Source organism: Carboxylicivirga fragile, from assembly GCF_050589805.1.
In the GTDB taxonomy this organism is placed as follows: domain Bacteria; phylum Bacteroidota; class Bacteroidia; order Bacteroidales; family Marinilabiliaceae; genus Carboxylicivirga; species Carboxylicivirga fragile.
On sequence record NZ_JBNGOY010000031.1, the window covers coordinates 1 to 24,738 of the forward strand.

Annotated in this window: 21 protein-coding genes; 5 read left to right on the forward strand and 16 right to left on the reverse strand. The window is 38.0% G+C overall.

The features are described from left to right. Positions 1–207: 207 nt before the first annotated feature. The 8 genes from ACRD7B_RS14090 to ACRD7B_RS14125 all read right to left on the reverse strand — a co-directional run bounded on the left by ACRD7B_RS14090 (position 208) and on the right by ACRD7B_RS14125 (position 9,105). Entirely contained in the window at positions 208–909 is a 702-nt protein-coding gene (locus tag ACRD7B_RS14090; RefSeq protein ID WP_430825214.1) for a DNA alkylation repair protein, read from the reverse strand. Continuing rightward, entirely contained in the window at positions 897–1,262 is a 366-nt protein-coding gene (locus ACRD7B_RS14095) for a hypothetical protein (protein ID WP_430825215.1), read from the reverse strand. Before ACRD7B_RS14095 ends, ACRD7B_RS14090 begins: the two co-directional genes overlap by 13 nt. An 88-nt stretch (positions 1,263–1,350) precedes the next feature. Next, on the reverse strand, positions 1,351–2,556 hold the full coding sequence (locus ACRD7B_RS14100) for an NAD/NADP octopine/nopaline dehydrogenase family protein (protein ID WP_430825216.1): 1,206 nt from the start codon (positions 2,554–2,556) through the stop codon (positions 1,351–1,353). 321 nt (positions 2,557–2,877) lie between these two features. Then, entirely contained in the window at positions 2,878–4,140 is a 1,263-nt protein-coding gene (locus ACRD7B_RS14105) for a transglutaminase-like domain-containing protein (RefSeq protein WP_430825217.1), read from the reverse strand. Positions 4,141–4,284: 144 nt separating this feature from the next. Then, the gene (locus tag ACRD7B_RS14110; RefSeq protein WP_430825218.1) at positions 4,285–5,049 is read right to left on the reverse strand and encodes a LytR/AlgR family response regulator transcription factor; all 765 of its coding nucleotides are present in this window, start codon (positions 5,047–5,049) and stop codon (positions 4,285–4,287) included. A gap of 12 nt (positions 5,050–5,061) precedes the next feature. Beyond that, a complete protein-coding gene (locus ACRD7B_RS14115) occupies positions 5,062–6,132 on the reverse strand; it encodes a sensor histidine kinase (RefSeq protein ID WP_430825219.1) in 1,071 nt (356 codons plus the stop codon). 168 nt (positions 6,133–6,300) lie between these two features. Beyond that, on the reverse strand, positions 6,301–6,957 hold the full coding sequence (locus ACRD7B_RS14120) for a tetratricopeptide repeat protein (RefSeq protein WP_430825220.1): 657 nt from the start codon (positions 6,955–6,957) through the stop codon (positions 6,301–6,303). Positions 6,958–6,975: 18 nt separating this feature from the next. Then, positions 6,976–9,105: a TonB-dependent receptor gene (locus ACRD7B_RS14125; protein WP_430825221.1), complete on the reverse strand. Its 2,130-nt coding sequence runs from the start codon at positions 9,103–9,105 to the stop codon at positions 6,976–6,978. Between ACRD7B_RS14125 and ACRD7B_RS14130 the strand changes: the two genes are divergently transcribed. Both ACRD7B_RS14130 and ACRD7B_RS14135 read left to right on the forward strand, forming a co-directional pair. Continuing rightward, positions 9,071–9,220 carry a hypothetical protein gene (locus ACRD7B_RS14130; protein ID WP_430825274.1) on the forward strand — a complete coding sequence of 50 codons (150 nt, stop codon included), beginning with the start codon at positions 9,071–9,073 and terminating at the stop codon, positions 9,218–9,220. The genes ACRD7B_RS14125 and ACRD7B_RS14130 overlap by 35 nt on opposite strands. Before the next feature lie 244 nt (positions 9,221–9,464). After that, positions 9,465–10,031: a GNAT family N-acetyltransferase gene (locus tag ACRD7B_RS14135; RefSeq protein ID WP_430825222.1), complete on the forward strand. Its 567-nt coding sequence runs from the start codon at positions 9,465–9,467 to the stop codon at positions 10,029–10,031. A gap of 301 nt (positions 10,032–10,332) precedes the next feature. Here ACRD7B_RS14135 and ACRD7B_RS14140 read toward each other — a convergent pair whose 3' ends face one another. The 6 genes from ACRD7B_RS14140 to rsgA all read right to left on the reverse strand — a co-directional run bounded on the left by ACRD7B_RS14140 (position 10,333) and on the right by rsgA (position 17,448). Next, the gene (locus ACRD7B_RS14140) at positions 10,333–11,331 is read right to left on the reverse strand and encodes a beta-ketoacyl-ACP synthase III (RefSeq protein ID WP_430825223.1); all 999 of its coding nucleotides are present in this window, start codon (positions 11,329–11,331) and stop codon (positions 10,333–10,335) included. 237 nt (positions 11,332–11,568) lie between these two features. Beyond that, positions 11,569–11,754 (reverse strand): 50S ribosomal protein L32, encoded by a 186-nt coding sequence (rpmF, locus tag ACRD7B_RS14145; protein ID WP_212188993.1) that lies wholly within the window; start codon positions 11,752–11,754, stop codon positions 11,569–11,571. Between the two features lie 14 nt (positions 11,755–11,768). Then, a complete protein-coding gene (locus ACRD7B_RS14150) occupies positions 11,769–12,317 on the reverse strand; it encodes a YceD family protein (RefSeq protein WP_430825224.1) in 549 nt (182 codons plus the stop codon). A gap of 97 nt (positions 12,318–12,414) precedes the next feature. Then, entirely contained in the window at positions 12,415–13,569 is a 1,155-nt protein-coding gene (locus ACRD7B_RS14155; protein ID WP_430825225.1) for an ATP-binding protein, read from the reverse strand. A gap of 72 nt (positions 13,570–13,641) precedes the next feature. Next, positions 13,642–16,437: a response regulator gene (locus ACRD7B_RS14160; RefSeq protein WP_430825226.1), complete on the reverse strand. Its 2,796-nt coding sequence runs from the start codon at positions 16,435–16,437 to the stop codon at positions 13,642–13,644. Positions 16,438–16,521: 84 nt separating this feature from the next. After that, complete coding sequence (gene rsgA / locus ACRD7B_RS14165; RefSeq protein WP_430825227.1) at positions 16,522–17,448, reverse strand: ribosome small subunit-dependent GTPase A; 927 nt, start codon at positions 17,446–17,448, stop codon at positions 16,522–16,524. Positions 17,449–17,662: 214 nt separating this feature from the next. On the opposite strand from rsgA, the gene ACRD7B_RS14170 reads away from it, so the two are divergent. Then, a complete protein-coding gene (locus ACRD7B_RS14170; RefSeq protein WP_430825228.1) occupies positions 17,663–21,184 on the forward strand; it encodes a PAS domain S-box protein in 3,522 nt (1,173 codons plus the stop codon). Positions 21,185–21,186: 2 nt separating this feature from the next. On the opposite strand, the gene ACRD7B_RS14175 is transcribed toward ACRD7B_RS14170, so the two are convergent. After that, complete coding sequence (locus ACRD7B_RS14175) at positions 21,187–21,708, reverse strand: CvpA family protein (RefSeq protein ID WP_430825229.1); 522 nt, start codon at positions 21,706–21,708, stop codon at positions 21,187–21,189. A gap of 143 nt (positions 21,709–21,851) precedes the next feature. Between ACRD7B_RS14175 and ACRD7B_RS14180 the strand changes: the two genes are divergently transcribed. Together ACRD7B_RS14180 and ACRD7B_RS14185 are read left to right on the forward strand one after the other, a co-directional pair. Next, positions 21,852–23,366: a GH3 auxin-responsive promoter family protein gene (locus ACRD7B_RS14180; RefSeq protein WP_430825230.1), complete on the forward strand. Its 1,515-nt coding sequence runs from the start codon at positions 21,852–21,854 to the stop codon at positions 23,364–23,366. 7 nt (positions 23,367–23,373) lie between these two features. After that, positions 23,374–23,988, forward strand: coding sequence for a deoxynucleoside kinase (locus tag ACRD7B_RS14185; protein ID WP_430825231.1), 615 nt, complete (start codon positions 23,374–23,376; stop codon positions 23,986–23,988). Here the strand turns inward: ACRD7B_RS14185 and ACRD7B_RS14190 are convergent. Continuing rightward, the gene (locus ACRD7B_RS14190; RefSeq protein WP_430825232.1) at positions 23,985–24,653 is read right to left on the reverse strand and encodes a hypothetical protein; all 669 of its coding nucleotides are present in this window, start codon (positions 24,651–24,653) and stop codon (positions 23,985–23,987) included. The two genes, ACRD7B_RS14185 and ACRD7B_RS14190, sit on opposite strands and share 4 nt — an antisense overlap. Positions 24,654–24,738 lie beyond the last annotated feature (85 nt).

Sequence of the window (24,738 nt, forward strand, 5' to 3'; positions counted from 1 at the left end):
AAATATCCTTTTTTACTACCCCTAAATCCCCTAAAGGGGTGCGATAGCTATCGCACTTAAGCCTCCACTTTAGGGGAGGTTTGGAGGGGTAAAACGAAGGTAAAGTTACAAACTGTAAGTTTGCTTGTTCACAAAAATACTTCTTGGACACCCTCTTTTTTGGTAATATCTAGTTCAACTTTCAAAGCTAAGCTGACAGAAGAGCTCTTAATTCTTTAGCCCCATTTCCAATTTTTTCTTCACTTCTCGTAAAACCCTTTTATGTAGTCGGTTTTTATATTCATCCACAAAGGTAATGACGGGTGCTTTGTCGATTTTGGCCAACTCACGCAAAGCCCACGAAAGCGCCTTTATTATCATTTCTTCGTGGTCATCAACCACCAAGCGACAAATATCTAATGTTCGCTTAGCGTCACCAAAGCCGCCTCTTGCTTTTTGGTTGAGCGAAACGGTGGCCACAACAGCTATTCTTCTCATCCAAAAATTATCCGCTTCAAGGTAACGTTTTACTTTCTCTGTACTGACAAGGTTTTCTCTCCAGGCACGGCCAACCACAAGTGCTCCAAAATAATCAACCGAAACCCAATTGTCTAAATTTTTCTCAATGCTTTCAATATATTCTTCGCTCAGTGATTTATAAACATTTTTCTCCGCTTGCAGATACTCAAAAGCTATTTGTTGTAATTCAAAAACGTCTTTGTCAATTAAGCGCTTTATAAGTTCTAATTTTTCATTCGTTCCCTTTGCTTTTGTCAACTGTTTTAGCTCTTTAAGCACAATTTTTAAATTAGGAACAGTCACGCCAACAACATGCATTTTAGTCGGATATGATTTCTTTGCATATTCAATTCGTTTCTCGTCTGCAAATCCTTCAAGTGATTCTCTGATGTCCTTTATCAAATTCTCCATGCTATGGTTCTTAACTCCACTTGCTCCAGGGTAAATTTCAAGGATAAATCCATTTTTGTGTACTTATAATTGATATCATCCATCTTAATGGAGTCTAATGTATAAATAAACCCCGGGTGTTTTGTTTTAAATTGGGTCATGTTTTCAACAAAAGTAACAATAGTACCTTCGCGTGTTAAGCAACTTTTTAAAAAAACGTAGATGTCAAGCATATCGGTATAGTTTAGAACCGATTCTTCCAGCTTTTCCTTATTCGTATTTATTTCCCGCAGTATTGTTTCTGTCGCAATCTCCTTTTGTTTTTTCAGTTTCTTTGAGGCCGTCCATTCGTTTAAATAAAGAGCCAGAAACAAGGTAAAGTTATTCGAGTTGACCCCATGCCAATGTACCTCTTAGCTTTGCCCAAGAGGTACTCCAAGAAGAAAATGTATTATTTATTCGCTAATCCAAAATATCGTCAATACTTTGATAACCGTACAATGGGGGAATACCCGACATGAATTCTTTCGTCAGGCTTTCGCTGTCTAAGATTAAAGTATCACCATCTATGATACGCTCGTTACGTAGCTCCTGCGCCCAGGTAATAATACTATCGATGGTAGGCACTTCAAGATTCAGTTGATCGGCCATCCACTTTGCAATACATAGGCCGTAGTGAATATCGTCGGTAAAGAAACGGTGATCCTTATCAATCACCCACGCACCGTTTTCTAATTGAACGGTAGGTGGCTTAATGGCACCCAAGGTTTCCGACGTAGTAAACGATACACGTATATCGGTGTTTTCCGACTCGTAGGTAACGCGTTCGAGACTTAAATAATCGAGCATGTAAGTGAAGTTATGCTCTGGATATTTTAGTTTGATGGCCTCTCTAACCTTTGAATAATCGGCATCTAAGGCCTGAAGCAGATCGGCCGATTTTTGATCGTAATCGCGATAAAAGTAAGGGATATCTTCTTTGTTAGCCCATTTGCCTTCGCACTTTAAAAATAAACCATAACAACGTGATGGGTGGATAATTTGATTATCGACCGACAAGGTTAATGACAAAAAGTTATCGGCCAGTTTAAAGGCACCTTTCTTTAACCAGCGCTCACAAATGTTTTTCAAGAAGCGCTCATTCAAATCATCAAAACGCTCTGGTGGCGAAACAGCTACCACATTTACTTCTTTGCAACCATAGGTTACGCCTACCTTACCGTACTCAATAATTCGGCAAATCCATGGAATAAGACCGATGGCAAAGGTTGTGATTGTTGCCAAATCAAACTTATTTTTGATCTCATCCACCATCCAGTTAAAACCGGCCTGCCCATAGATGGTACCAACAAATACTTCCTTGTCATTCGACAGATGTGGCGCTAAATTATGAAGCGCTATGCGATACTTACATACTGGCATGCACAAAATCACAAAATCGGCCTGTGGAATTACCTCTGCCGGATTATCACTAATCTTAATTAGTTCGCCTTTAAACTCCTCCTCAAGCTCCCCATTAATCGATTGTAGTTGAAGATCTACATTGGCAGACCACTCCTCAGGTCTACGCGTAAGAATATTGACTTTGAAACCTGCTTTGGAAAGAAAAGGAATTAAAATGTGCGCACTACTACCACCACCAACGATGCATACTTCTTGATTAATCATAACGGCAAATTGTTTTTAATGTGTATTGTTATAGTTACAACCCTCCTTGAGATAAACTGCGAGTGATTCACTCCTACAGCTCTCTCGAACACATAACACACATTATACAGCCGATTATCTTACTTAGTAGACATACAATAGAATGGCATGGGAAAACGATAAGTATAATTTCGTAATCAAATTAATAAGGTTTTAAGGTAGGCTTTATTAAATGGAATAAGCCATAATTGTAGAATTCTTTTTAATAGCCCGCACTAATTTTGTAGTACTAGCACAGCTTACAAAGCTGCGCTTTCAGAGGCCTTAAATTTAAGCAACATTTTATTCACTCTTCCAATTATAATTAACAGTATAAAAAAGCTCCTCGTAGCAAGAGATATGCTCAACAAAGCTGATCAAATGCGCATGTGAGAAAGAAATATCATTTAACCCGTAGGCCCATGAATCAACACCTTTGGTAAAAACAAAAAGCCCACTTTCGTTCGGATCTTGAGTCGAAATATAGGGATTGAGGTAATCGTAGTCATCCACATAGCTACAATTATTATCCAGCAATATCCACTTGCCCCCAACAAAAACTTCTGACATCACATGTCCGGCAAATGCTTTGGTTTCACCATTAATATAGCGGTAAGCCCAATCAACATCGGCAGTCTCCACTAAAAGAGCAGGAAATCTAAGTTTACGTAACAGGCTTGAAATCATAAGAGCTGATGTATGGCAGCCATACAGGGTTTTTCCTTCATATAGTTCATTAACGTTCTCTTTACCTACCATTGAACCTCCCGCGTTTTCAAAGGTGAAATTCTGATTCACCCAATGACAAACCTTCAAAACACCATTTATATCATTTAAATATGTCCCGATTGCCGCACGAACCTCATCTACATAGATTGCTTTAAGATCAGATTGCTCACCTGGCTCAAGGTATTTTTCCGGATGTTCATAATCGATGCCAAAGCTAAAATCCACTGACTCCATATCCAGTTCACATTCTGCTTCAAATTCAAGTTCAAACTCAACCAAACTTCCCTTAAAATAAAACATCATTGTGTGATTGCTACTAAGGATATCAAAATCTTCCAAGCCTCGTATTCTATTAGCAGATGCTTGTGTAAGTATTAGCTCAAACTCATCACCGTTTCGCTGGACAGTTAAACTGCCCTTATCGGTATGGTACACTCCCGAAAACGCTTCGGTTGCGGCATCATAATCAAGCACAGCAACACACTCATAGGCATCCGTGTCGGTCAATTTATTGTTCGAGCGAAACACATCGCCTTGCAGGATGTCAGCATGTTGCGAGTAAATAGGCATATTTATAAAATATCCTGTACCTGTGGCATTTTCGCCATCAAAATATAAGTTGTCGGAAAACAGGCTAATGATATATACATATCCAAAGTCAGGGCCATTCTCTGTGAAGTAGTGTATGGTTCCTTTTGAGATAGGATACTCAATGCCATCAATATAAAAGGCATTTATTCCAGTATCGGGTACTATATCTTTTTCATCGTCTTTATTACAGCCTGCAACTATAAGCGCTGCGGCTATTAGCAGGATTATAATCTTAAGGGTTTTCATAATGAAAGAGTTGGTTCAAGGATTTAAGATAAGTTACGAATGAACCACTGGGCTGTCAATGTATTTTGTATGGTTAAACGAGAGCAAATTTTAAAAACAACGGCCCTGTACTTGAAAATAACTCCGATAACATAAAAACACACATTAACTATCCAGCCAGTCTTTAAATAAACTAACTCTTTCCCTACTGATTAGTATGCGCTCGTCGTTACAGTGATATAATTTTATTTTTAAACGACTCTGCGAATAAGCTGTAATATCAGAAATAGCTGTGTGTTTAATAATATACTGCCGATTAATCCTAAAAAAGATATCAGGGTTAAGTCGATCAATTAAAGCGTCTAAAGAGTAGTCGATCAAATATTGGCGATTCTCTAATGTTTTCAAATAGGTCCCTTTCGATTCACTATAAAAAAATGCAATTTCTTCAATTGGAATAGACTTGATATGGTCTCCAACACGCACTGTAAAACGCTTCTTAAAGTCCTTAACCAGCATTTGCCTGACTCTATCAATCACCTCGGCTGTGAGAAAAGGAACAGACTGGCCTACACGCTCATGATAACGACACAAAGCCTTCTCAAGCTCCTGCTTATCTATGGGTTTTAGTAAATAATCGACACTATTAACCTTAAATGCCCGAATAGCATAATCCTGATAAGCGGTTGTAAAAATAACCGGTGAATCAATATTGACTTTTTCAAATATTTCAAAACTTAAACCATCTGCCAGTTTAATATCCATCATAATCAGGTCAGGCATATTGTTTGCTTTAAACCACAGAATGGCATCCTCCACCGTATCAATTTCGGCTAATATTTTTATGGACGGATCACATTGAAGCAATAAGTCCTTTAAACGCTGGGCAGCCAGTATTTCATCCTCAATTATTACAACTTTTATACTCATAGTTCTTGTGAATCAAGCTTCAGCATTTTCTTCTTCTTTCAACATCGAGAGCAATGGTATTCTCACTTCAAAACATTCTTCATCCTCCCTAACAATAAGCGGATTGGAACTAAAATAACGATATCGCATTCTTATATTCTCCAGTCCAATACCTGTTGAATCTTCTTTCTCTTTCTTCTTATTTACCGTATTGCTTATAACAATATAATCTTCCTCAAGCCACACTTTAACATTCACGGGTTTTTTCTTGGCAATGACATTGTGTTTTACCACATTCTCGAGTAGCATTTGAAGCGACATTGGAACCACTCTGCCCTCTTGGTATAAAGCATCACTAATAGTTACAATCAGATTATCACCATACCTTATTTTTAACAGGAAAATATAATCCTTTAAGGCATCCAGCTCTTCTTTTAAGGTTACTGTTTCATTGTTTTTTTGTTCAAGTACATATCGATACAAATACGATAGTTTCTTAACAAAAGCTTCCGCTCTATATGGATCAGAATGAATCAATTGAATCAGAGCATTAAGGCTGTTAAAAAGGAAATGTGGATTAACCTGACTCTTTAAAGTCTCGTATTGTAATGCAGTATGCTCATGCTTGAGTTTCTCTTGCTCAACAGCAGCGTCTTTCCATTTTCCGAAGAACAATATACTGTTACTTATCAATGATGAAATCACCAAAAATGAGAAGGCTATTTTAAGACTCATCATAACCTGTTGCATAAAACTAGCCCACTGCAATTGTTCACTATTATAATGCCATACGTAAACCACCAGCATAGTAAAGACGATAAAAACAGCACATAGCAAAACCACTCCAAGAGATTGTATAATTAATCGTCGTACAGGGTACCTTAGCCACGGCACCTTTGCATCCAATTTCTTGACCATCCAGGTAACGCTCTTTAACATCGGCCAGCCTGCAATAAAAGAGAACAAGATATTTTTAAGAACGACCACAAGGGTAAAATCGCGAAAACCCATTATAAAATACACAATACCATTGCCAATTAATGCCAATAACAAGACTTCAAGTAAAAAGCGAGTGATTTGTTTTGAAAAGCTAGTGTGGGCCATTTAACTCTTAATTCATTGTAAAGGTGAATATACCAAATAATTAGATTCAGTAAGCAATAAGCATAAGGCGAGTGTGCCATTTAGTGCATTTTTAATACTCAGCCTACGCTACTTGACTTTTCAGATGGTCGTCAGAGGAGTGATCCCCTTTTACATTAAACTAAAGAATTACTCCATAGCCATCTCATCATTGGCTTTCCGAAGTGCCTCCTGTGTAACCTGCTTGCCCCAATTAGGGTCAATAACTGAATCTGGTACAAAATGTTGAAACTTTTCAAGCGCCAATTTATACAATGGTACTGCCTTTTCAATACCTCCCCCCATGGCAGCAGGCATATTTTGAATAAAGGTAGCTTCCAGATAATAGGCTCTGGGATTATCAGGGTTTAATTGCTTTGCTTGTGCCAGCGCCTTATTGGCCATTCCCATATATTTCATACCTCGCCCAACAGGATCAACCATTATTCGTGAAGGATACAAAAAAGCCTGTAATACATATAGCTCTGATTCATCCGGAGCCACTTTTTGTGCCGTGTCAATCCACTCTTGTGCACGATCCAATACCTTATCCTTTTCGTCCCCATCGCTTATTTGAAAACTCATCAAAACATAGCTATAAGCTGTATAATACATCGGTTGCCACTTATCACTTTCCACCCGACTTATTCGCTCAAAAGCATTCGCACTTGTCTGGTAGTGTACAATAGTTGAAGAACGGTTAAGTTGCTCAATGGATTGTTGCATCTTTTGAAGATACACATCATCATTTGCCCGACTAAAAAGAGAAATAAAAACTCCAATAGAAATTAAAAATACCTTCATCATAACTTTAAGATTTATTGATTAAAACATTAGCATTAATACCAATACCGCCTGTTGACGTATGGGTGACACGATGGCTTTACGGTCATAAACACCATTCTTATTTTGTGTTGAGCTAAACTCGTAGCCATAAATGTTGGTTCGACCTGTGACATTGTTGACCATCAAATGAATAACCGCTTCTGTATTCAACATATGAGTCAAGTACGTCGCGTTAAGACTTATATCGTGATAAAAATTGGTACGACTTTGCATGTATCCTGATAAATTGGGATCATGATAAGGACGTGGGCTAGCAACAGCATAAGTCACACAAAAAAAGGAGCTCAATGCCGGTACAAAACGCTTCCACACCAATGATAAATTATGAGCCGAAGCATAGGCTGGTGTTGTTTCCACCGGATAATCCCGATATAACCTTTTAGAATCGTTGTAGGAGTAGGAAATCCAATAATCCGTATTTTTAAAGGTATCTCCATCGCGCCAGAACAGTTCCAATCCTTGCGAAGAGCCATAGCCATTATTGTGATAGGCTTCAGGCTTCATACTGAATGGAGTGTCAAATGTGAGTAGCTGCGAATACGTTTTATTATAAACCTCAACCCTAAACAGCTTATTCTCATGCTTGTACTGATAATTTAAAATATAATGCGACGATCGCTCTGTTTGTAAATTGGGGTTTACTTTCAGATAATCCTCCTGCGGATTCTGAAAGAAAGTTCCATAAGCGAAAGAAACCTGACTGTTTTGCCCTGTTTTAAAGGCACCTGATAGACGTGGCGAAAACTGGGATTGACCAATCAGGCTGCTATACTCTGACCGACCTCCAAATCGAAGTGCCAGCTTTGGACTAATCTGCCAATCGGCTTCAACAAAAGTGCCCAATTGATTATTGCCATATTGAAGGATGACTTGTTCCGAAGGTAAATTTATAGATTGATTATAATGATGTGCGTACCATTCAACTCCGGCCTTCCATTTGAACCTTGCATTGCCTAGATGTGTAGCTTTAAATTTTAAATGCTGACCATTATTGGTGGTACGCATAGCCATTTCATCCAGATCCAATCGATCAACATTATACGCATAAGCGATTCCTCCTTGAAACATCCATTTCTCATTAAGCATATCCGTAAAGCTGGTGTTCGCATAGACATTTCGATCATCCAATATGAGATTCTGTTCAACTTGCTCTGAAAAATTATGATATCGCATATCCATTTGATTGAGTTGAAAGGACGCAAAGGTTTTGACTAAACCTGACTCACCAACTTTATGCCGAAACATAAGCGTTGAATTAATCAATTTAGGATCAGACTGCCAATCCAAGCCACTTCCAAACATCTTATTATGGAAGGCAGAATTAATATAATCCCCCGTGAAGGAAACTGAGCTCCTTCTCCATGTTTTAACTTCTGAAAAACCAGCCCCAACACTCATTAAACTCAAACTTCTTTTATCCTCCAATTGCAATCCTGTGGTTTTAAGCGCGATTATTGAAGAAAGAGCCTGTCCATATTCAGCCGAATAACCACCTGTACTGAAAAGCATTCCTTCAAATAACAGTGGTGAGAATCGTCCCCGGGTCGGGATATTAGCCAACTGTGAATAAAAGGGATTCGCAATCAGCAGTCCATCCATAAACGTTTTGGTTTCGTAACTCTCACCACCCCTAACAAATAAGCGTCCTTCTTCACCTACCTTCTGAGTGCCTGGCACACTATTAAAAGCACCATAAATGTCACCCTGCGCACTGGCTGTTGAAGCTACATCGAAGGCCGATAATACCATTGATTGTTTTTTATCCCCTGCCTCAAATGTTCCGGCGGTGATGACAACAGACTCCAATTCATTGATCTTCTCCTTTAAATGAACTTTCAATTCGTCAGGAATACTATCGCTATGAAAGGAATAACTAAAAACATGAAAACCAATACTGCTTATCTTCAGCTCCTGAATTCCTTTGGAATTAATTAATAATTCAAAATACCCTTCTAAATCAGATGTAGTTCCTTCATAACTCCCTTTAAGGTAAACATTAGCACCTATAACAGGCTTATGTTTCATGTCCAAAACCCTTCCCTTAAGGCTTAGCTGGGCAACAAGAGACGAAGTTATGAGTGATAATAATATGAATACCAAAAAGCGCATGAACTTGTTTTGTGAGCAAGTAACACCTACAAGTGACCCAAAACAAAAAAGCCTTACTCAACTTCATTACACAAAGGATGAACTGACAAATACCTTCTCTGAAATCACAAGGTAAAAAAAACAATATGCAGATGGGAATAAGCTAATAAATTGAATAAGTACTGAAGAACACACGCATACAATCATTTGCAAGTAATAACTCACTCGCTAATGCTGTATTCCTAGCCTAAATGTCCATCAGATAGATAAGTTTGGAATAAAAAACCCTTATATCATAGAGCTCATCTTAGTATTAAATTAAACTAACTCTATAAAATAAATACTTTAACTTCGCATGACAAACCCTATTTCGCATCAAAATGAGAGAAGCAACTAACGCTGATAAAGCATTAATTATAAATATTCTGACAGAAGCCTTTGAAAACAACAAGAGCGTAAACTACGTGGTAAAAGGCAAAAAAGGAAGAATTGCCCTAATGAATTATGCCTTTGAAGTGTGTCATCGTTGGGGTAAGGTCTATATCAGTGATAATGAAAAAGCAGTTGCTCTCGTTTTATTACCACATCTTAAAAAACTTAGCCTTTATGCCATTTATCTCGATATAGTTTTAGCGATTAAAGGAATCGGTATTTCCAGAATAACGAAGGTGCTTAAGCGGGAAAACCAAATAAAGAAACACCACCCTAACACCCCATTTGTCTATTTTTGGTTTATGGCTGTGGATAAAAACCATCAAGGGCTAGGTTTGGGATCCCACTTACTGTCCGAAAAAATTAAAGCACATTCCGATTTACCACTTTATCTTGAAACCTCAACCTTACGTAATCTCCCTTTATATGAGCGAATGGGATTCAATACCTACCTTACCTTAGATATTGGTGGAACTGTTTATATGATGAGAAGAAATTCGGTATCTGAGGAGTAATTGCAATATGCTTATCTCTTGAAATCAAGGTTTATTGTGATATTTCGGAGGTAAAGGATCCCCCATAGGAATAACAACTATCTCCTCCTTACAATTCAAACAGATATAAATCTCACATCCGCTGCAACAAAAACAATTACAACAACTCCGCTGCAAGTCATCCTTACTAAATTCCTGCGCACATGATGAACATTTTATTATATTCCGTGATTCAACCATATCCTTAAATATAGGCATAAACAATAGCCCATAAAAAAAGGTGGCACAATGGCCACCTTTCTATATCTATATTTATAACTGTCTATTTTCCGTCGTATGCCCACTTAAGGTATATTGACCCCCAGGTAAATCCAGCTCCAAAGGCAGCTAAGATAATGTTATCACCTTTCTTCAATTGCTTTTCCCACTCCCAAAGACATAATGGAATAGTTGCAGCTGTGGTATTACCATAGCGCTCAATGTTAATCATCACCTTCTCAGGATTAAGCTCCATGCGTTGAGCTGTAGCATCGATAATACGAAGATTTGCTTGATGAGGTACTAACCAAGCTAAATCGTCAGCAGTCATATTATTACGTTTCATTATTTCTACTGAAACATCAGCCATGTTAGATACCGCATGTTTAAACACATGTTTCCCATCCTGGAATATCACATGTTCCTTATTAGCTACAGTATCGGCACTAGCCGGATATGCTGATCCTCCCGCTTTCATGTTTAAATACTTACGTCCAAAACCATCGCTACGAAGTATCGAATCCTTAATTCCATACTCCTCTTCGCTTGGCTCCAACAAAACAGCCGCAGCACCATCGCCAAATAAAACACAGGTAGTACGATCGGTATAATCAACAATCGACGACATTTTATCGGCTCCAACAACAATCACCTTCTTCTTTGCGCCAGTCTCAATAAATTGTTTTGCTGTATCTAAGGCATATAAAAAACCCGAACATGCACCATTCAAATCAAAGCCATGTGCATCACGAATATCCAATTTATCAGCAATAATATTCGCAGTAGCAGGAAATGGATGATCAGGTGTAACCGTTGCACAAACAAGCATGTCGATTTCTTCTGGCTTGGTCCCAGTTTTCTTAAAAATATCCTTTATAGCTTCAACAGCCATATCAGAAGTCCCTAATCCTTCACCTTTTTGTATATGACGTTCTTTGATGCCCACACGGGTCATTATCCATTCATCGGTGGTATCTACCATCCGACTCAATTCTTCATTATTGAGGACATATTCTGGAACATATCCACCAATAGCCGTTATGACTGCATTGGTTTTCTTCATGCGTAATAATATTTACTGAAGTAAATGAACAAAGCATGTTCAATTACCATTATACTTCTTATTAACAGGATTCTCCCTTGATCGTTCAAAAACGATACTATTTAACCAAAAAATAAAGGGTTGGATACAAAAGTAAGAAATCAGATATAGTATGCAAATTAAAGAACAAATGCCCTTAAATAAAATTTGCCCTCAATTACTTGAGGGCAAATTTTATTGAATGCTTAATTCAATACCTTATGCTGTTACTTCTTTTTCAACAGCTAATTTTCCACGGTAGTAACCACATTCACCACATACAGTATGTAATTTTACTGTAGCACCACAGTTTGAACAAACACCTAATGCAGGAGCTACTGCTTTATAATGCGTTCTTCTCTTGTCTCTTCTCGTTTTCGAGATCTTTCGTTTAGGATGTGCCATTTTTCAACCTATTTTTATTTGTTTTTATCTACTAAATTTTTGAGAGCCTCCCATCGAGGATCAATATATTCATCTTGCTCTTCCTCCGCTGCATCTTCAACCAAATAGTCATCCAGCTGATTCATCATTTCAGTATTGCAAGTTGTATTTCCGTCTTCATCATCGGCATGTACATGTCGCATTGGCAAACAAACGCAAATGAATTCATAGATTAGTTGAGCAACATTTATTTGATGTTCATCGTGTGGTAAAACTATGATTTCGTCCGTTGGCTCATCATATTCCTCACCAAATTTAATATACATCAGTGCTTCGTTTTCGGCACTCAGTGTCAGTGACTCTAAACATTTGTCGCAAACACTCTCCACTACACCATTAATCTTAAAAGTCAAAGTCAATAAAGCTGAACTCTTGTTAAGCTCTACCTCAACATCAATCTGACCTTGTTCAATTAAAGGCTGTTCAAACAATTCGAAAAACGACGACCCAATTTTATAATTAAAAATGTGTCTCCCCTCTTTCAACCCTTCAAACGGGATACTGTAGTCTATAAATTTATCCACTCTACCTTTCTAAAAAACTTTGCAAAAGTATAAAATAAAAGAACGCTAGAAAAGAAAAGTCACTTTTTTTACTCATTAAAAGTCAATTGTCTAAAAATTAGCCAATGGGAAGCACTATCCGAAAGCATGTTCCTTTTCCAATTTCCGACTCCTTAACAAATATTTTTCCTTGATGATAGCCTTCTGTTATGCGTTTCGCAAGCGATAAACCTAAACCCCAACCTCTTAATTTAGTGGTAAATCCAGGCTTAAAAACCGTCTTGAACTGATTACGTGCCAAGCCCTTTCCCGTATCACATATGTCAATATTCATACTTGCAGCGCTTGTCGATAATTTAATCGAGATGATTCCAACACCCTTCATAGCATCCACTCCATTCTTACAAATATTTTCGAGTACCCACTGAAAAAGCACTTTATTAACTTTCACATCGGGCAAAGCCTCATCCCTACCTAAAAATTCAAACTGCACATCTCTGGCCGTTCTGCTATCGAGGTAGGTAATAATATCTTCAATAATAGGTATGATGGATTGCGCTTTAAGTTCGGGTTTAGATCCTATTTTCGAAAATCGATCTGTAACCACCTGCAATCGCTCCACGTCACGCTCCAGTTCTTCAGCAATATCATGATTATCCTCTCGCAATTTTAATACATCAACCCAACCAAGTAAGGATGATGTTGGCGTGCCTAGCTGATGCGCCGTTTCTTTTGACATACCAACCCATACCTGATCCTGCTCTGCCTTCCGGGCAGAACTAAAGGCCAAATAGGCGATAAAGATAAATAAGGCAACCACCAGTAATTGAATCACCGGAAACCAACTCAGCTTTTTAATTAACAAGGAATCCTGGTAGTACAAATATTGCTTTTGATCATCTCCAAAATCCACCTCAATAGGCTCGTTCTCATCCTTCATTTCAGCAAGCACTGCATTTAACTGCTGTAAGCTATCGCGCTCCGTAATTTCAATGTTATTATAATGAATAATACCATCCGATTCGTCGGTTAATATTACCGGAATGGTAGAATTCTGACTAATCACTTTAAATATTAACGAAATGGAAGGATCGTTATAATCTATAACAGATAGTTGCTTCATGGCTTCGTACCATATCTCAACCTTCTTCCGCTCTTCCACCTTCAACTCAGAAGTTAGGTTATAGGTGTGCGTTAAGGTAAAGACACCAATAGTAATGGCGCCAACCAATAAAAAAAGTTTCCAGATTCGTTTTTGTGTATAATAACCCATTGCTTATAAATTCGTTCCCGATGTCATAAACGCTGAAAATGAAAGTATATTTTAAACGCGATGAAATGATTGCTAACACCACTTCTCAAGCATGCGCGACAAATCATCAACGTTGGTTGGTTTTGTAATGAAATCATCCATACCCGCATCCATTACAACTTGCCTGTCTGCATCATCAACACTTGCTGTCATAGCAATCACAGGACAAGCTAAACCCATTTTTTTGATTTCTTTCATGGCAGCAACACCATCCATACCCGGCATAAATACATCCATAAAAACAATATCGTATCGCTTATCCTTCATGGCTATAACCGCATCTTCCCCATTTCTTGCCACGTCAATGTTATGGCCAATTTTCTTAAACAGATTTTTAGCTAAGCGCTGATTCAATATGTTATCCTCGGCCACCAACACTTTTAATTCATTTGGCTTATGCTGCTCAAGTATTGCTTTTTTCTCTTCTACCTGAGGAAAAAACTTCAGAATAAACTCCTTTAAACTAGAATAATTAACCGGCTTTCTAAAATAAACATCGGCGCCTAATTGCTTCGCTACAGAGGTATTTGATGGCTCAAAGTCAGAACTCTGCATAATTATTGGCAATCGCTTATGTAATTTATGATTGTGCAACTCCTGCAGAAATGCGAGACCATTAAAATCAGGGCGATGGTCAATGATTAAAAGTTGATGTGTATCATCGGTTCGAATAATGTCTATGGATTCGTTCGATGGTGGCAAAATCTTATAATCAATATGCATCGATGAAAGATTCTTCATCAAAACTCGAACTTGTAAAGGCTCGTCGGAAATAATAAATGCTTTTACCATATTAAGCGCAACAATATGGTTAAAATTATAGCGCTTCTGATAGGTCTTAGTGCGATAAGGAAGGGTAAATGAAAACTCTGCCCCTGGATAATCAGGGTGCTCCGAAATATCCGAAGGACTCTTGACGCCTATTTCACCGCCCATAAGGTTCACCAGTTGCTTTGAAATGGTAACACCTAAACCAGTACCGCCATATTTACGCGTAATGCTTTCATCGGCTTGCGAAAAAGAATTAAAAATACTTCTCAACTTCTCCTTCTTCACACCAATTCCTGTATCCTCAAGCTTAAACGAAACTGCAGGTGAGCCATTTAAGCCCCTAACTTCTTTTATACTCAGAATAACTTTACCAAATTCAGTAAATTTAATGGCATTACTCAGCAAATTATTTAGCACTTGCCTGAAACGTATTGGGTCACCAATAAAATTCTCAGGCAACTCCATTTCACTCACCCACTTCAACTCAAGGTTACGCTCTTCTGCTTTTGGCATAAACATGTTGATCGTTTGCTCAACCTCTTCTTTTAAATTGAAGGGTATGGACTCTATCTCAAAACGACCAGCTTCAATTTTAGAAAAATCTAATATGTCATTAATCAACAATAAAAGTGTATCTGCCGATCGCTTAACCACCGTCAATAGGTTTCTATCGTCTGATTTAAGATCCGAAGTCATCAGTATATCAGTCATACCAATCATGCTATTAAGCGGCGTCCTTAACTCATGACTCATATTAGCAATAAAGGTAGACTTTGCTTTATTAGCTATCTCCTCTGTTTTACGCTCTTTTTCAAGGTTGGATACCTCTACAAAAACCTGTAGTTGATACTCCTCACGTAAAAGATAGAAGGGAATGCTTTCATTCAGCACAACCGATTCTTCCCCATTCTTATTGGTCAGTATATATTTATTCGACTCGCTCGAGTAGCTTGTTTTCTGTAATCGGGTTTTGTTCTCGAACAATATTTGATCTGTCGCTTTTCGTCCGATCAATTGATCTTCATCATCAAAGGCAAATAATTTTAAAGCAGCTTTATTTACTTGTCGTATACGGCTTGATTTATCGAATAAAACAACTCCAACAGGAAGGTAATATACTATTTTTCGCAACGCTTCCTCCGACTTCTTTAAGCTTTTCTCATCCTCTGATTGTCGTCGAATATAAAAACTAAACAAGACAATAATAAGTGTAATTACAAACAATGAAATAGCTGCTACCACAAGTGAGTTTTTCACGATAGACGAGGTAATCACCTCCAGCGGTAAAGAGAACGCCAAATAATAGTCGCTCCCGTTAAAGTTGAGCTTACTGAAGACAGTTAATACCCTAACTTTTTCATAATCCAAGTGTATATCATGGAGACTGTAGAACCAGTTTCGCTTACTTATAAATTGCTGTACCTCATCAATTACCGGATAAAAAGCATCTTCTTCGATGGTGTTGTAAATAACCCATCCGTTTGGCTTCATTATCCATTGAAAATGAAAATCCTCTAAATTAAAGTTATAAAAGATCTCGCCAAAAAAGTTATCCAAGGACATCTTAAACTCAACGTGCCCAAAAACCTTCGACTGATTAAACAGTGGTTGTGTATAGGTAATTATCGATCCTTGTGGATTAATATAGATATTGCTAACAATGGATTCGTTAATGTCGGCATAATCAAACGAAGAAATAAATGTCTGATTCTGGCCTTTTTTCATTTCAAACACATCGCCATTGCCATCAAACACCTTCAGAGCCAACAAATGCTGATCGTAACTAGTGAATAATAATTCCAATCGTTTCTGCACTTCAATAGAATGCCCCTTCTCCGAGAATAAATCACTCAGTTCATTCTCCGAAATTAATAATGAAATGTTGGTATGTGTCTTCTGAAAATATTGATTAAGTTGCTCACCTACAATCAACGATTGCTTCCTAAGAATATCTTTCTGCGTATTGATTTGCCACTTATAAGTATCTACGTAATAATAGATATTCGACAGCACAAGAAAGACAATACTAAACAATGCTATAATTACGGCTTTCTTCATTACTAATAAAACTAGTTCAGGTGGGGTTAGGGAATTATAAATCTTATTACGTCGTTAATACTAAATTGTTAGGTTAAAAACTTACTATCTATATTTCTCGTCTTTATTCAGCAATATACTCAAATAACTTTCATAACGCGTTAGCGCAATATCTCCATCACGTACAGCATCCTTTACAGCACAACCGGGTTCATTATAATGTGTACAGTTATTAAATTTACATCCGTCGGCAAACTCGAATATCTCCTTAAAGAAATGATACAACTCTTCCTTTTCGATATGAATCAATCCAAAACCTCTAATACCGGGCGTATCAATAATATAACCACCAAAACTTAAAGAGTGCATCTCGGCAAAGGTCGTGGTATGACGGCCCGACTGATGTTGTTCCGAAATTTCGCCTGTTTGCAAATCAAGTCCAGGTTCAACTTTATTAATTAAAGTTGACTTTCCAACACCCGAATGCCCACTTAATACACTCACTTTATCTTTTAGCAACTCCTTTACGCTGTCAAGATTAGCGCCTTCTTTTGCAGAAACAACCAGTGTAGAATAACCTATTCCCTCGTACAAGTCCTGCCACTCTTTCAGTAATTTAAGATGCTTCTCATCGTACCTATCAAGCTTATTGAAAACCAACTTTACCGGAATTTGATAAGCCTCGGCAGCGGTGATGAAACGATCGACAAACACGCGTGTTGTAATCGGATAATTGATGGTTACGATAAGCACCGCCTGGTCAACATTCGCAGCAATTATCTGAGATTCTTTGGATAGATTTGTAGAACGACGAATTACATAATTCTTTCGTGGAAAAATCTTAGAAATAACCCCATCATCTCCCGACATATCAATTCCCACCTTATCTCCAACTGCTACTGGATTTGTGCTCTTAATACCATCTAAACGGATCTTGCCACGAATACGACACACCAATGTTTCAGAATCTTCTGTTAACACCGTATACCTACTTCCAGTAGATTTTATGACCAAGCCAGTTCTCACTTTCATCAATTACTTTTTCTCAAAAATATAGTATTGATTTGAAAATCACGTTTTATCTTAAATAATCTTTTCGTTTTTTTAAACAAACTGCTAAGTTTTTAAAATTAAGTATTCACTAAGTAATGTATTTCACTACTTTTGTGCACAAGATGTTAATAACTCTTTTTGCACTAAATCAGCTATTTAGTATCTTGCAAAAGTATATGACGACTGGGGACTTATGTCGATGATAAACAGTAAGGAGAATGATTTTGCTCGCTTAGAAGCTGAAAACAAAAGGCTTAAGCGTTTAATGAAACGAATGTACCAAGGTTTATTGGGCGTTCAGGTTGATGATGAGGCATCGAATAAATCGGGTCACCAGGAATACTTACCCCTATTTATTTCTTCCATTTTAGCTAAAAACCGCCCATTTGAAGAGCGAATAAATTTGGTTTTAGAAGAATTAGGACGATTTACCGACGTTAGTCGCATCTACATATTTGAGAATCATAACGACCATCAGCGCCTAAGTAATACCTACGAGTGGTGTAACGAAGGGGTTAGAAAAGAAAAAGATCAACTTCAAAATTTAGCCTACTCTTCGTTTCCTGAATGGAAGCGGTTATTGACCGAAGACGGCATCATTAAGGCATCAAATGTGCTTGAAGATTTGCCAAAAGAAGTTCACGAGACCTTAGGCAATCAAAATATTGAAGCCATCATGGTGATCCCATTAATGGTAAACGACGACTTTCATGGATTCATTGGACTTGATGAATGCAGTTTCAACCGGGAATGGTTTCAGCACGAAACCGACCTCTTAAAAATGACGGCCAGGTTGATTGGCAATGCTTATGAAAGGGAGTTAAATCAAGCTCGTTTACTTGATCACAATAGTAATCAGCAAATCCTACTCGATCTTTCTCACATTTTCACATCGGATCAATCGTTTGACGAACAGGTAAACAGTGCGATAAAGAAATTGGCTGATCATTTCAATATCCAGCATATTTTTCTTTACGAAAACGAAAATAACAATGCCAATTGCCATCTAAAATTTCAATATCCACAAAATAGCATGTCGCCATTAAATGGATATGGCACAGTGCTAAATTACGAAACTGACATTGCTGGCTGGACGAAAGCATTTAACGACAAAGGTTTTATTAATGCTGAGCTTTCTGATACAAATTCCCGCTATTTTTCGGGAAGTAACACAACAACAAGTGGATCCATATTGGCATTACCAATTCGTTCAAAAAACAAGTTTTGTGGATTTATTGGTTTCAATTCCCAAGAGAAAAATAAGACCTGGGACACGGCACAAGAAACAGTATTTTCAACATTTGCTGACATGCTGGCGAGCGCTTATGAGCAAAAAAGCACTTACCTAAAGTTAGAAAATAGCCACACCGAAATATTAAACATCAATAGGGTTCTCGAAAAGAAAGAGAGCTTTTTGCAAAACCTATTACGCTCTGCACCTATTGGCATAATGCTGGTTAGAAACAGAACCATCGAATATCTGAATTCAGTAATTTTATCCCAATCGGGCTATACCGAAGATGAACTTATTGGTTGTGCTGTATCAAAACTGTATTACGAAGATGAAGAAAACATTGCGGATGTGGAGAAATTCTATCAAGACATTGATCGCAATGGAATAGCATCTTACGAGGCTATAATGCGATATAAAGATGGCCAACCGGTAAATCTTCGTATCCTGGGCACCCAAGCCCCCGATGATAAGGAAGGCATGTGTTACATGCTTATTGGGGAAGACATTTCGGAAATTCGCCTAACGGAGAAAAACCTGCTTGAAAGCGAAGAGCGCAATCGGAAGATTATTGAAACGACCGTAGATGGTATCTTTATATTAAATCAGAATAATGATCTTTTCTATGCCAATAATTCTGGCTTGAAAATGTTGGGTTATACACACGAAGAGCTGCATGCCTTAGAATTAAAAAATCTATTTCCTGAAGAAAAGTACCTCACAAGCTTCAAGCATGCCCGCGATCGACTGAGCAACAACAACGACTTTACTGGCGATGTTCAACTGCTACATAAATCAGGCAGCATTGTTCATTCCGAAATATTTGCAACAAGCATACAGCTCAATGGAGAAATGCACTTTTATTTCTCATTACATAATATTTCGAAACGCAAACGACACGAAGGTGCGCTTAAGCAAAGTGAGAAAAAATTCAGAGCACTTACTGAAAACTCACCGGATCACATCCTTCGCATCGACAGGCAAAAACAGATTTCTTTTTGTAACGCTGCCTTTCTAAGCGACTTCGACATCCAAGAGTCGGATTGTATTGGGAAAGAACTAAGCCATTTGAACCAACTGCCTGGAATTGTAGTTGAAGGCTTAAACAACGCCATCGACGATGTATTGATTTCTTCAGTCATTACACCAGTTGAATTGGAATACGAACACAGTGGGCAGACTTTTGCCTTTGACTGGACCATAACACCTGAAACCGACAATCAACAATTAACATCACTCCTGCTTGTTGGCCGTAATTTCACATTACGCAAACGTGCCGAAAAGGAATTGGTTGTTGCCAAAGAAAGAGCAGTAAGTGCTGATCGCTTGAAATCAGCTTTTTTGGCAAATATGAGCCACGAAATTCGTACACCACTTAATGCCATTGTTGGTTTTACAAACCTACTTAAGGAGGAACAAATTTCGGATCAGGAAAAAGGTGAATACGTACAGATAATTAATAATAGCTCTGAGAGTTTAATGGAGCTAATCAACGATATAGTTGATTTAGCAAAAATCGAAAGTGGAGAATTAGTCATCGATACCGAATTAGCTAATCCTAACAGTTTGCTTCAGGAGATATACATGCTATTTGATAAAAAGATGGCCATTGACTCGAAGAAGCATCTTCGTTTTTACTTAAATATTCCTGATAATACTTCTGACCTTCTCATCAACGTTGACTTAATGCGATTGAACCAGGTATTTATTAACCTTATTGGTAATGCCTTTAAGTTCACAAGCAAAGGTTTTATCGAATTTGGTTATACTCGCGAAGATGAGAATGTAAGGTTTTTTGTGCGCGATACGGGCATTGGCATTACTCAAGAAAAGCAAGACATCATCTTTGACCCCTTCCGCCAAGAAGATGAAACCACAGCCAAAACATACGGAGGCACCGGCTTAGGCCTATCCATCTCCAAACATCTTATCAGCGCTATGGGAGGTGAATTAAAAATCAACTCTGAGAAAAATAAGGGTTCTGAGTTTTATTTTTCAATGTCGCTTAATACGATGCAACAAACTATAGTGCCGGAACCAATTGTAACCATAGAAACAGAACCAGTAAAAATTAAGCCCAACAACAACTTTTCTTGGTCAGATAAAATGGTACTATTAGTGGATGCAACCAGTTCGGCACAATTGCAAATGCGAAAATACCTTGAACATACTAAAATCACTTTGATATCTGCTCGTACACCTAATTCAGCCAGAGAATTACTGCTGAAGCGAAACGATATTGATTTAGTATTGATTGACATAAACATGCCAGGACTGAATAGCACTGAGTTTATCCAACAAGTGCGTCAACAAGGCATTAATGTTCCGTTTATTGCCCAATCCAGTGGCATGAACGAAAGCCAGAAACTAGAATTAATTTCCTATGGTTTTGACAGCGCTATCAATAAACCAGTTGAGAAAGATGAATTATTGGAGAAATTTCAAGCAGGCATTTTGGGCATGTATAATTCGAAACTAAACTAGAGTTAAACAGAAATTCCCTCCGTTGCTTCTTCAAATTTTTCTTTTACCGTATCAAATTGAAGATATGGAAAAACAAATGGTGCAATGGATGCAACCGGTTCATATAAGTATGAATTTTCCTTCTGTGCCTCCGGAATAATTTTAAAATTACGCTCAAAACTACTTAGTACGGCCAATATAACACTCAGAATAAAAGCGTATTTGAGCAAGCTAAAAACTGCACCCAAAATTCGATTGACAGGCCCCAAGGCAATAGCAGACACCATCTTATCTACCACCTTAGCCACCAAATGAACCCCAATTACTATTAAAATAAAAGTGATAACAAATGCAATGATGCCGATGTGAGAAGAGTTAATATATTCACCTAAATAGGTGGCCGTGACATCACTAAACAAGATAGCTCCCAATAAACCCAACACCAATGCAGCCAGCGATGCCAGTTCAATTATCAAACCATTTTTAAATCCTTTAAACAAGGCCAAGGCCAAGATGATGCCTACTATAATATCAAAGTAATTCATTACCTCTATTTTGTAATTGAAGTAAAGGTAGAAAAAGAAAATATACGCACAAGTAGGCTTAAAAAAAATGCTATGCAGATTTCTCTTTTTTGACTTTGGTAAAATGCATTTTTCTGTATCTTTAACAACTTTGATAATAGCATATGCCAATAATTAACTCAATCATATCTTTATTTAATTCGAAACGCCTGACTCAGATTGATGGTTTCAGGAAGGAACCGGGTCAAGTGCAAATGACTCAATTAAATAATTTAATAGATATTGCAAAGAACACAGACATAGGGAAAAAACATGAGTTTGGTAGCATTAAGACTTACGAAACATTTGCCGAACGTGTTCCTGTTTGCGATTATGAAGGCGTACGCCCCTACATAGAACGCCTCAGAAATGGAGAAAAGAATCTACTTTGGCCGGGAGAAATCAAATGGTTCGCCAAATCATCAGGTACAACCTCTACTAAAAGTAAATTCATACCCGTTACGAAGGAAGCTCTAGAAGACTGTCATTTTAGAGGTGGCAAAGATGTATTGGCACTTTACCACGAGAAACATCCAAATTCGGAAATGTTTTCCGGCAAATGTTTAACACTTGGTGGAAGTCACCAGATAAATAACTTTAGCAACGATAGTTTTTATGGTGATTTATCGGCCATACTAATTGAAAACCTCCCATTCTGGACCCATTTTGCAAGAACGCCCGATCAGTCAATTGCATTGATGGACGAGTGGGAAGCGAAGCTCGAAAAAATTACAGAAACAACCATATCAGAAAATGTAACTTCCCTGGCTGGCGTGCCAAGCTGGTTTTTAGTACTCATTAAACATGTGCTAAAACAGACAGGCAAAACCAACCTACTTGAAATATGGCCCAACCTTGAGTTATTTATTCATGGCGGCATCAACTTCACCCCGTATCGCGATCAATACAAAGAGTTGATTCCTACGAATAAGATGAACTACCTCGAGACCTATAATGCCTCAGAGGGATTCTTCGCCATACAAGATGACTTATCAGCAAATGGTATGTTATTAATGCTTGATTATGGTGTGTTTTATGAGTTTGTTCCGTTGAATGAAGTCACCAATGCACACCCGCATGCGCGAACCATCGATAACGTGGAATTGGGGGTTGATTATGCCATGGTGATAACTACCAACGGTGGTTTATGGCGATACATGATTGGCGATACAGTGCGATTTGTATCCACCAATCCGCATCGGATTATTATTACTGGCCGCACCAAGCATTATATTAATGCCTTTGGTGAGGAACTGATGATAGAGAATGCCGAACGAGCGCTGAACTCTGCTTGCAAGGAAACTGGAGCAATAATAAAGGAATTTACAGCAGCACCTGTTTTTATGGAAGCCGATTCGAAGGGAGCGCACGAGTGGTTAATCGAATTTGAGAAACAGCCACAAAACATTGGCCTCTTCAATCAATTATTGGATGATGGCCTAAAAAGTGCCAATAGCGACTACGAAGCCAAACGTTATAAAGATTTAACGCTTGAGATGCCGCACTTAGTAGTTGCTCGTGAGCACTTATTTATGGATTGGCTCAAGAGTAAAAACAAGCTGGGCGGTCAAAATAAAATACCACGCCTAGCCAACAACAGAGAATACATTGACGAATTACTAGACTTAAATACTAAATAATACAAGCATGCACATTGCTATCGCCGGAAATATAGGATCAGGAAAGACTTCATTAACAGAATTGCTAGCCAAACATTACGGATGGGAACCACATTACGAAGATGTTGACGAAAATCCTTATTTAGCTGATTTTTACGAGGACATGACGCGTTGGTCATTTAACCTACAAGTCTATTTCTTAAAGAGTCGCTTTTCGTCGGTACAGCAATTTCGTGAAGAAGGCAAAACGGTTATTCAGGATCGCACTATTTACGAGGATGCTTTTATTTTTGCTCCCAACTTATTCGATATGGGGCTGATGAGTCGTCGTGATTTCGACAACTATTTCTCACTATTTGAGTTGATGAATAGCTTTGTACAAGCACCTGACCTATTGGTATACCTACGTGCTTCTATTCCTACTTTGGTTGATCAAATACAAATGCGTGGCCGTAGTTACGAAAACAACATTCGCATCGATTACCTTAAGCGCCTAAACGAACGTTACGAAGCTTGGATACAAGGCTACACTGCCGGTAAACTTCTAATCATTGATGCCAACAACATCGATTTTATCAAGAATAAATCAGACTTAAGTATGATCATTGATAAGGTAGATGCCAATATTCACGGCTTGTTCTAAAGATTAAATAACAAACCTAAACTGAGGGAAAGGTGATTCTGAGCTCCATGTGGGTTCAGAGTGATTAGCCCAATCTCCGGATCTTGGATATATTCTTCTTCAAGGTTCGGAATAAGAATTAAACGCGCATGGATATCAAGCATTGTTTTCTCAGATAATTCAATGGCTATGCCCACTTGTGGAGCTACACCTGGCATAATATTATCAGCTGTATATACTACCGAATTATTATTGATACTATTGGCACTAAAGTTGACATGATTGCGCAACCAAAATCCACCAAACGCAACACCTATGTATGGTCGAACTTCATCGTGGCTAAAGAGATAATTGCCTTCGGCTAACAATTGAATGGTTTGGTATGACGCCGACACTTCTCCATAATTATCTACATCCCAAAATTCAGATCCTTTTTGTGTTTGATAAGCCAAGTCCCAACCGAGAGATAAGCGTTTAGCGTAGAACCAGCGCCCAAAATAAGCAAACTGCACTCCTTTTGCTGCCACATCTTTAAATCCAATACTTGTGGCCTTACCCCAATTATTAGGCATAGTATAGGCAATCCGCCCCCCCATTTGCAAATCCTTACGCCTCTTCTTTGCCGAGGCATTAAATGATGTACAAATAAGAATACATAATAAGATGATGATACTTAGTTTGCTCATAAAGTAATTAATAATTGAAGCTTAAAAATAAGAATAGTTCATTAGTTTGTAGTCAGAAGACAGTAGGAATATCTTTTATTACTAA

Coding starts and splice junctions, on each gene's coding strand:
- ACRD7B_RS14090 (WP_430825214.1), bottom strand. CDS start 909: ATGGAGAATTTGATAAAGGACATCAGAGAATCACTTGAAGGATTTGCA.
- ACRD7B_RS14100 (WP_430825216.1), bottom strand. CDS start 2,556: ATGATTAATCAAGAAGTATGCATCGTTGGTGGTGGTAGTAGTGCGCAC.
- ACRD7B_RS14105 (WP_430825217.1), bottom strand. CDS start 4,140: ATGAAAACCCTTAAGATTATAATCCTGCTAATAGCCGCAGCGCTTATA.
- ACRD7B_RS14110 (WP_430825218.1), bottom strand. CDS start 5,049: ATGAGTATAAAAGTTGTAATAATTGAGGATGAAATACTGGCTGCCCAG.
- ACRD7B_RS14115 (WP_430825219.1), bottom strand. CDS start 6,132: ATGGCCCACACTAGCTTTTCAAAACAAATCACTCGCTTTTTACTTGAA.
- ACRD7B_RS14120 (WP_430825220.1), bottom strand. CDS start 6,957: ATGATGAAGGTATTTTTAATTTCTATTGGAGTTTTTATTTCTCTTTTT.
- ACRD7B_RS14130 (WP_430825274.1), top strand. CDS start 9,071: ATGAGTGATAATAATATGAATACCAAAAAGCGCATGAACTTGTTTTGT.
- ACRD7B_RS14125 (WP_430825221.1), bottom strand. CDS start 9,105: ATGCGCTTTTTGGTATTCATATTATTATCACTCATAACTTCGTCTCTT.
- ACRD7B_RS14135 (WP_430825222.1), top strand. CDS start 9,465: ATGAGAGAAGCAACTAACGCTGATAAAGCATTAATTATAAATATTCTG.
- ACRD7B_RS14140 (WP_430825223.1), bottom strand. CDS start 11,331: ATGAAGAAAACCAATGCAGTCATAACGGCTATTGGTGGATATGTTCCA.
- rpmF (WP_212188993.1), bottom strand. CDS start 11,754: ATGGCACATCCTAAACGAAAGATCTCGAAAACGAGAAGAGACAAGAGA.
- ACRD7B_RS14155 (WP_430825225.1), bottom strand. CDS start 13,569: ATGGGTTATTATACACAAAAACGAATCTGGAAACTTTTTTTATTGGTT.
- ACRD7B_RS14160 (WP_430825226.1), bottom strand. CDS start 16,437: ATGAAGAAAGCCGTAATTATAGCATTGTTTAGTATTGTCTTTCTTGTG.
- rsgA (WP_430825227.1), bottom strand. CDS start 17,448: ATGAAAGTGAGAACTGGCTTGGTCATAAAATCTACTGGAAGTAGGTAT.
- ACRD7B_RS14170 (WP_430825228.1), top strand. CDS start 17,663: ATGTCGATGATAAACAGTAAGGAGAATGATTTTGCTCGCTTAGAAGCT.
- ACRD7B_RS14175 (WP_430825229.1), bottom strand. CDS start 21,708: ATGAATTACTTTGATATTATAGTAGGCATCATCTTGGCCTTGGCCTTG.
- ACRD7B_RS14180 (WP_430825230.1), top strand. CDS start 21,852: ATGCCAATAATTAACTCAATCATATCTTTATTTAATTCGAAACGCCTG.
- ACRD7B_RS14185 (WP_430825231.1), top strand. CDS start 23,374: ATGCACATTGCTATCGCCGGAAATATAGGATCAGGAAAGACTTCATTA.
- ACRD7B_RS14190 (WP_430825232.1), bottom strand. CDS start 24,653: ATGAGCAAACTAAGTATCATCATCTTATTATGTATTCTTATTTGTACA.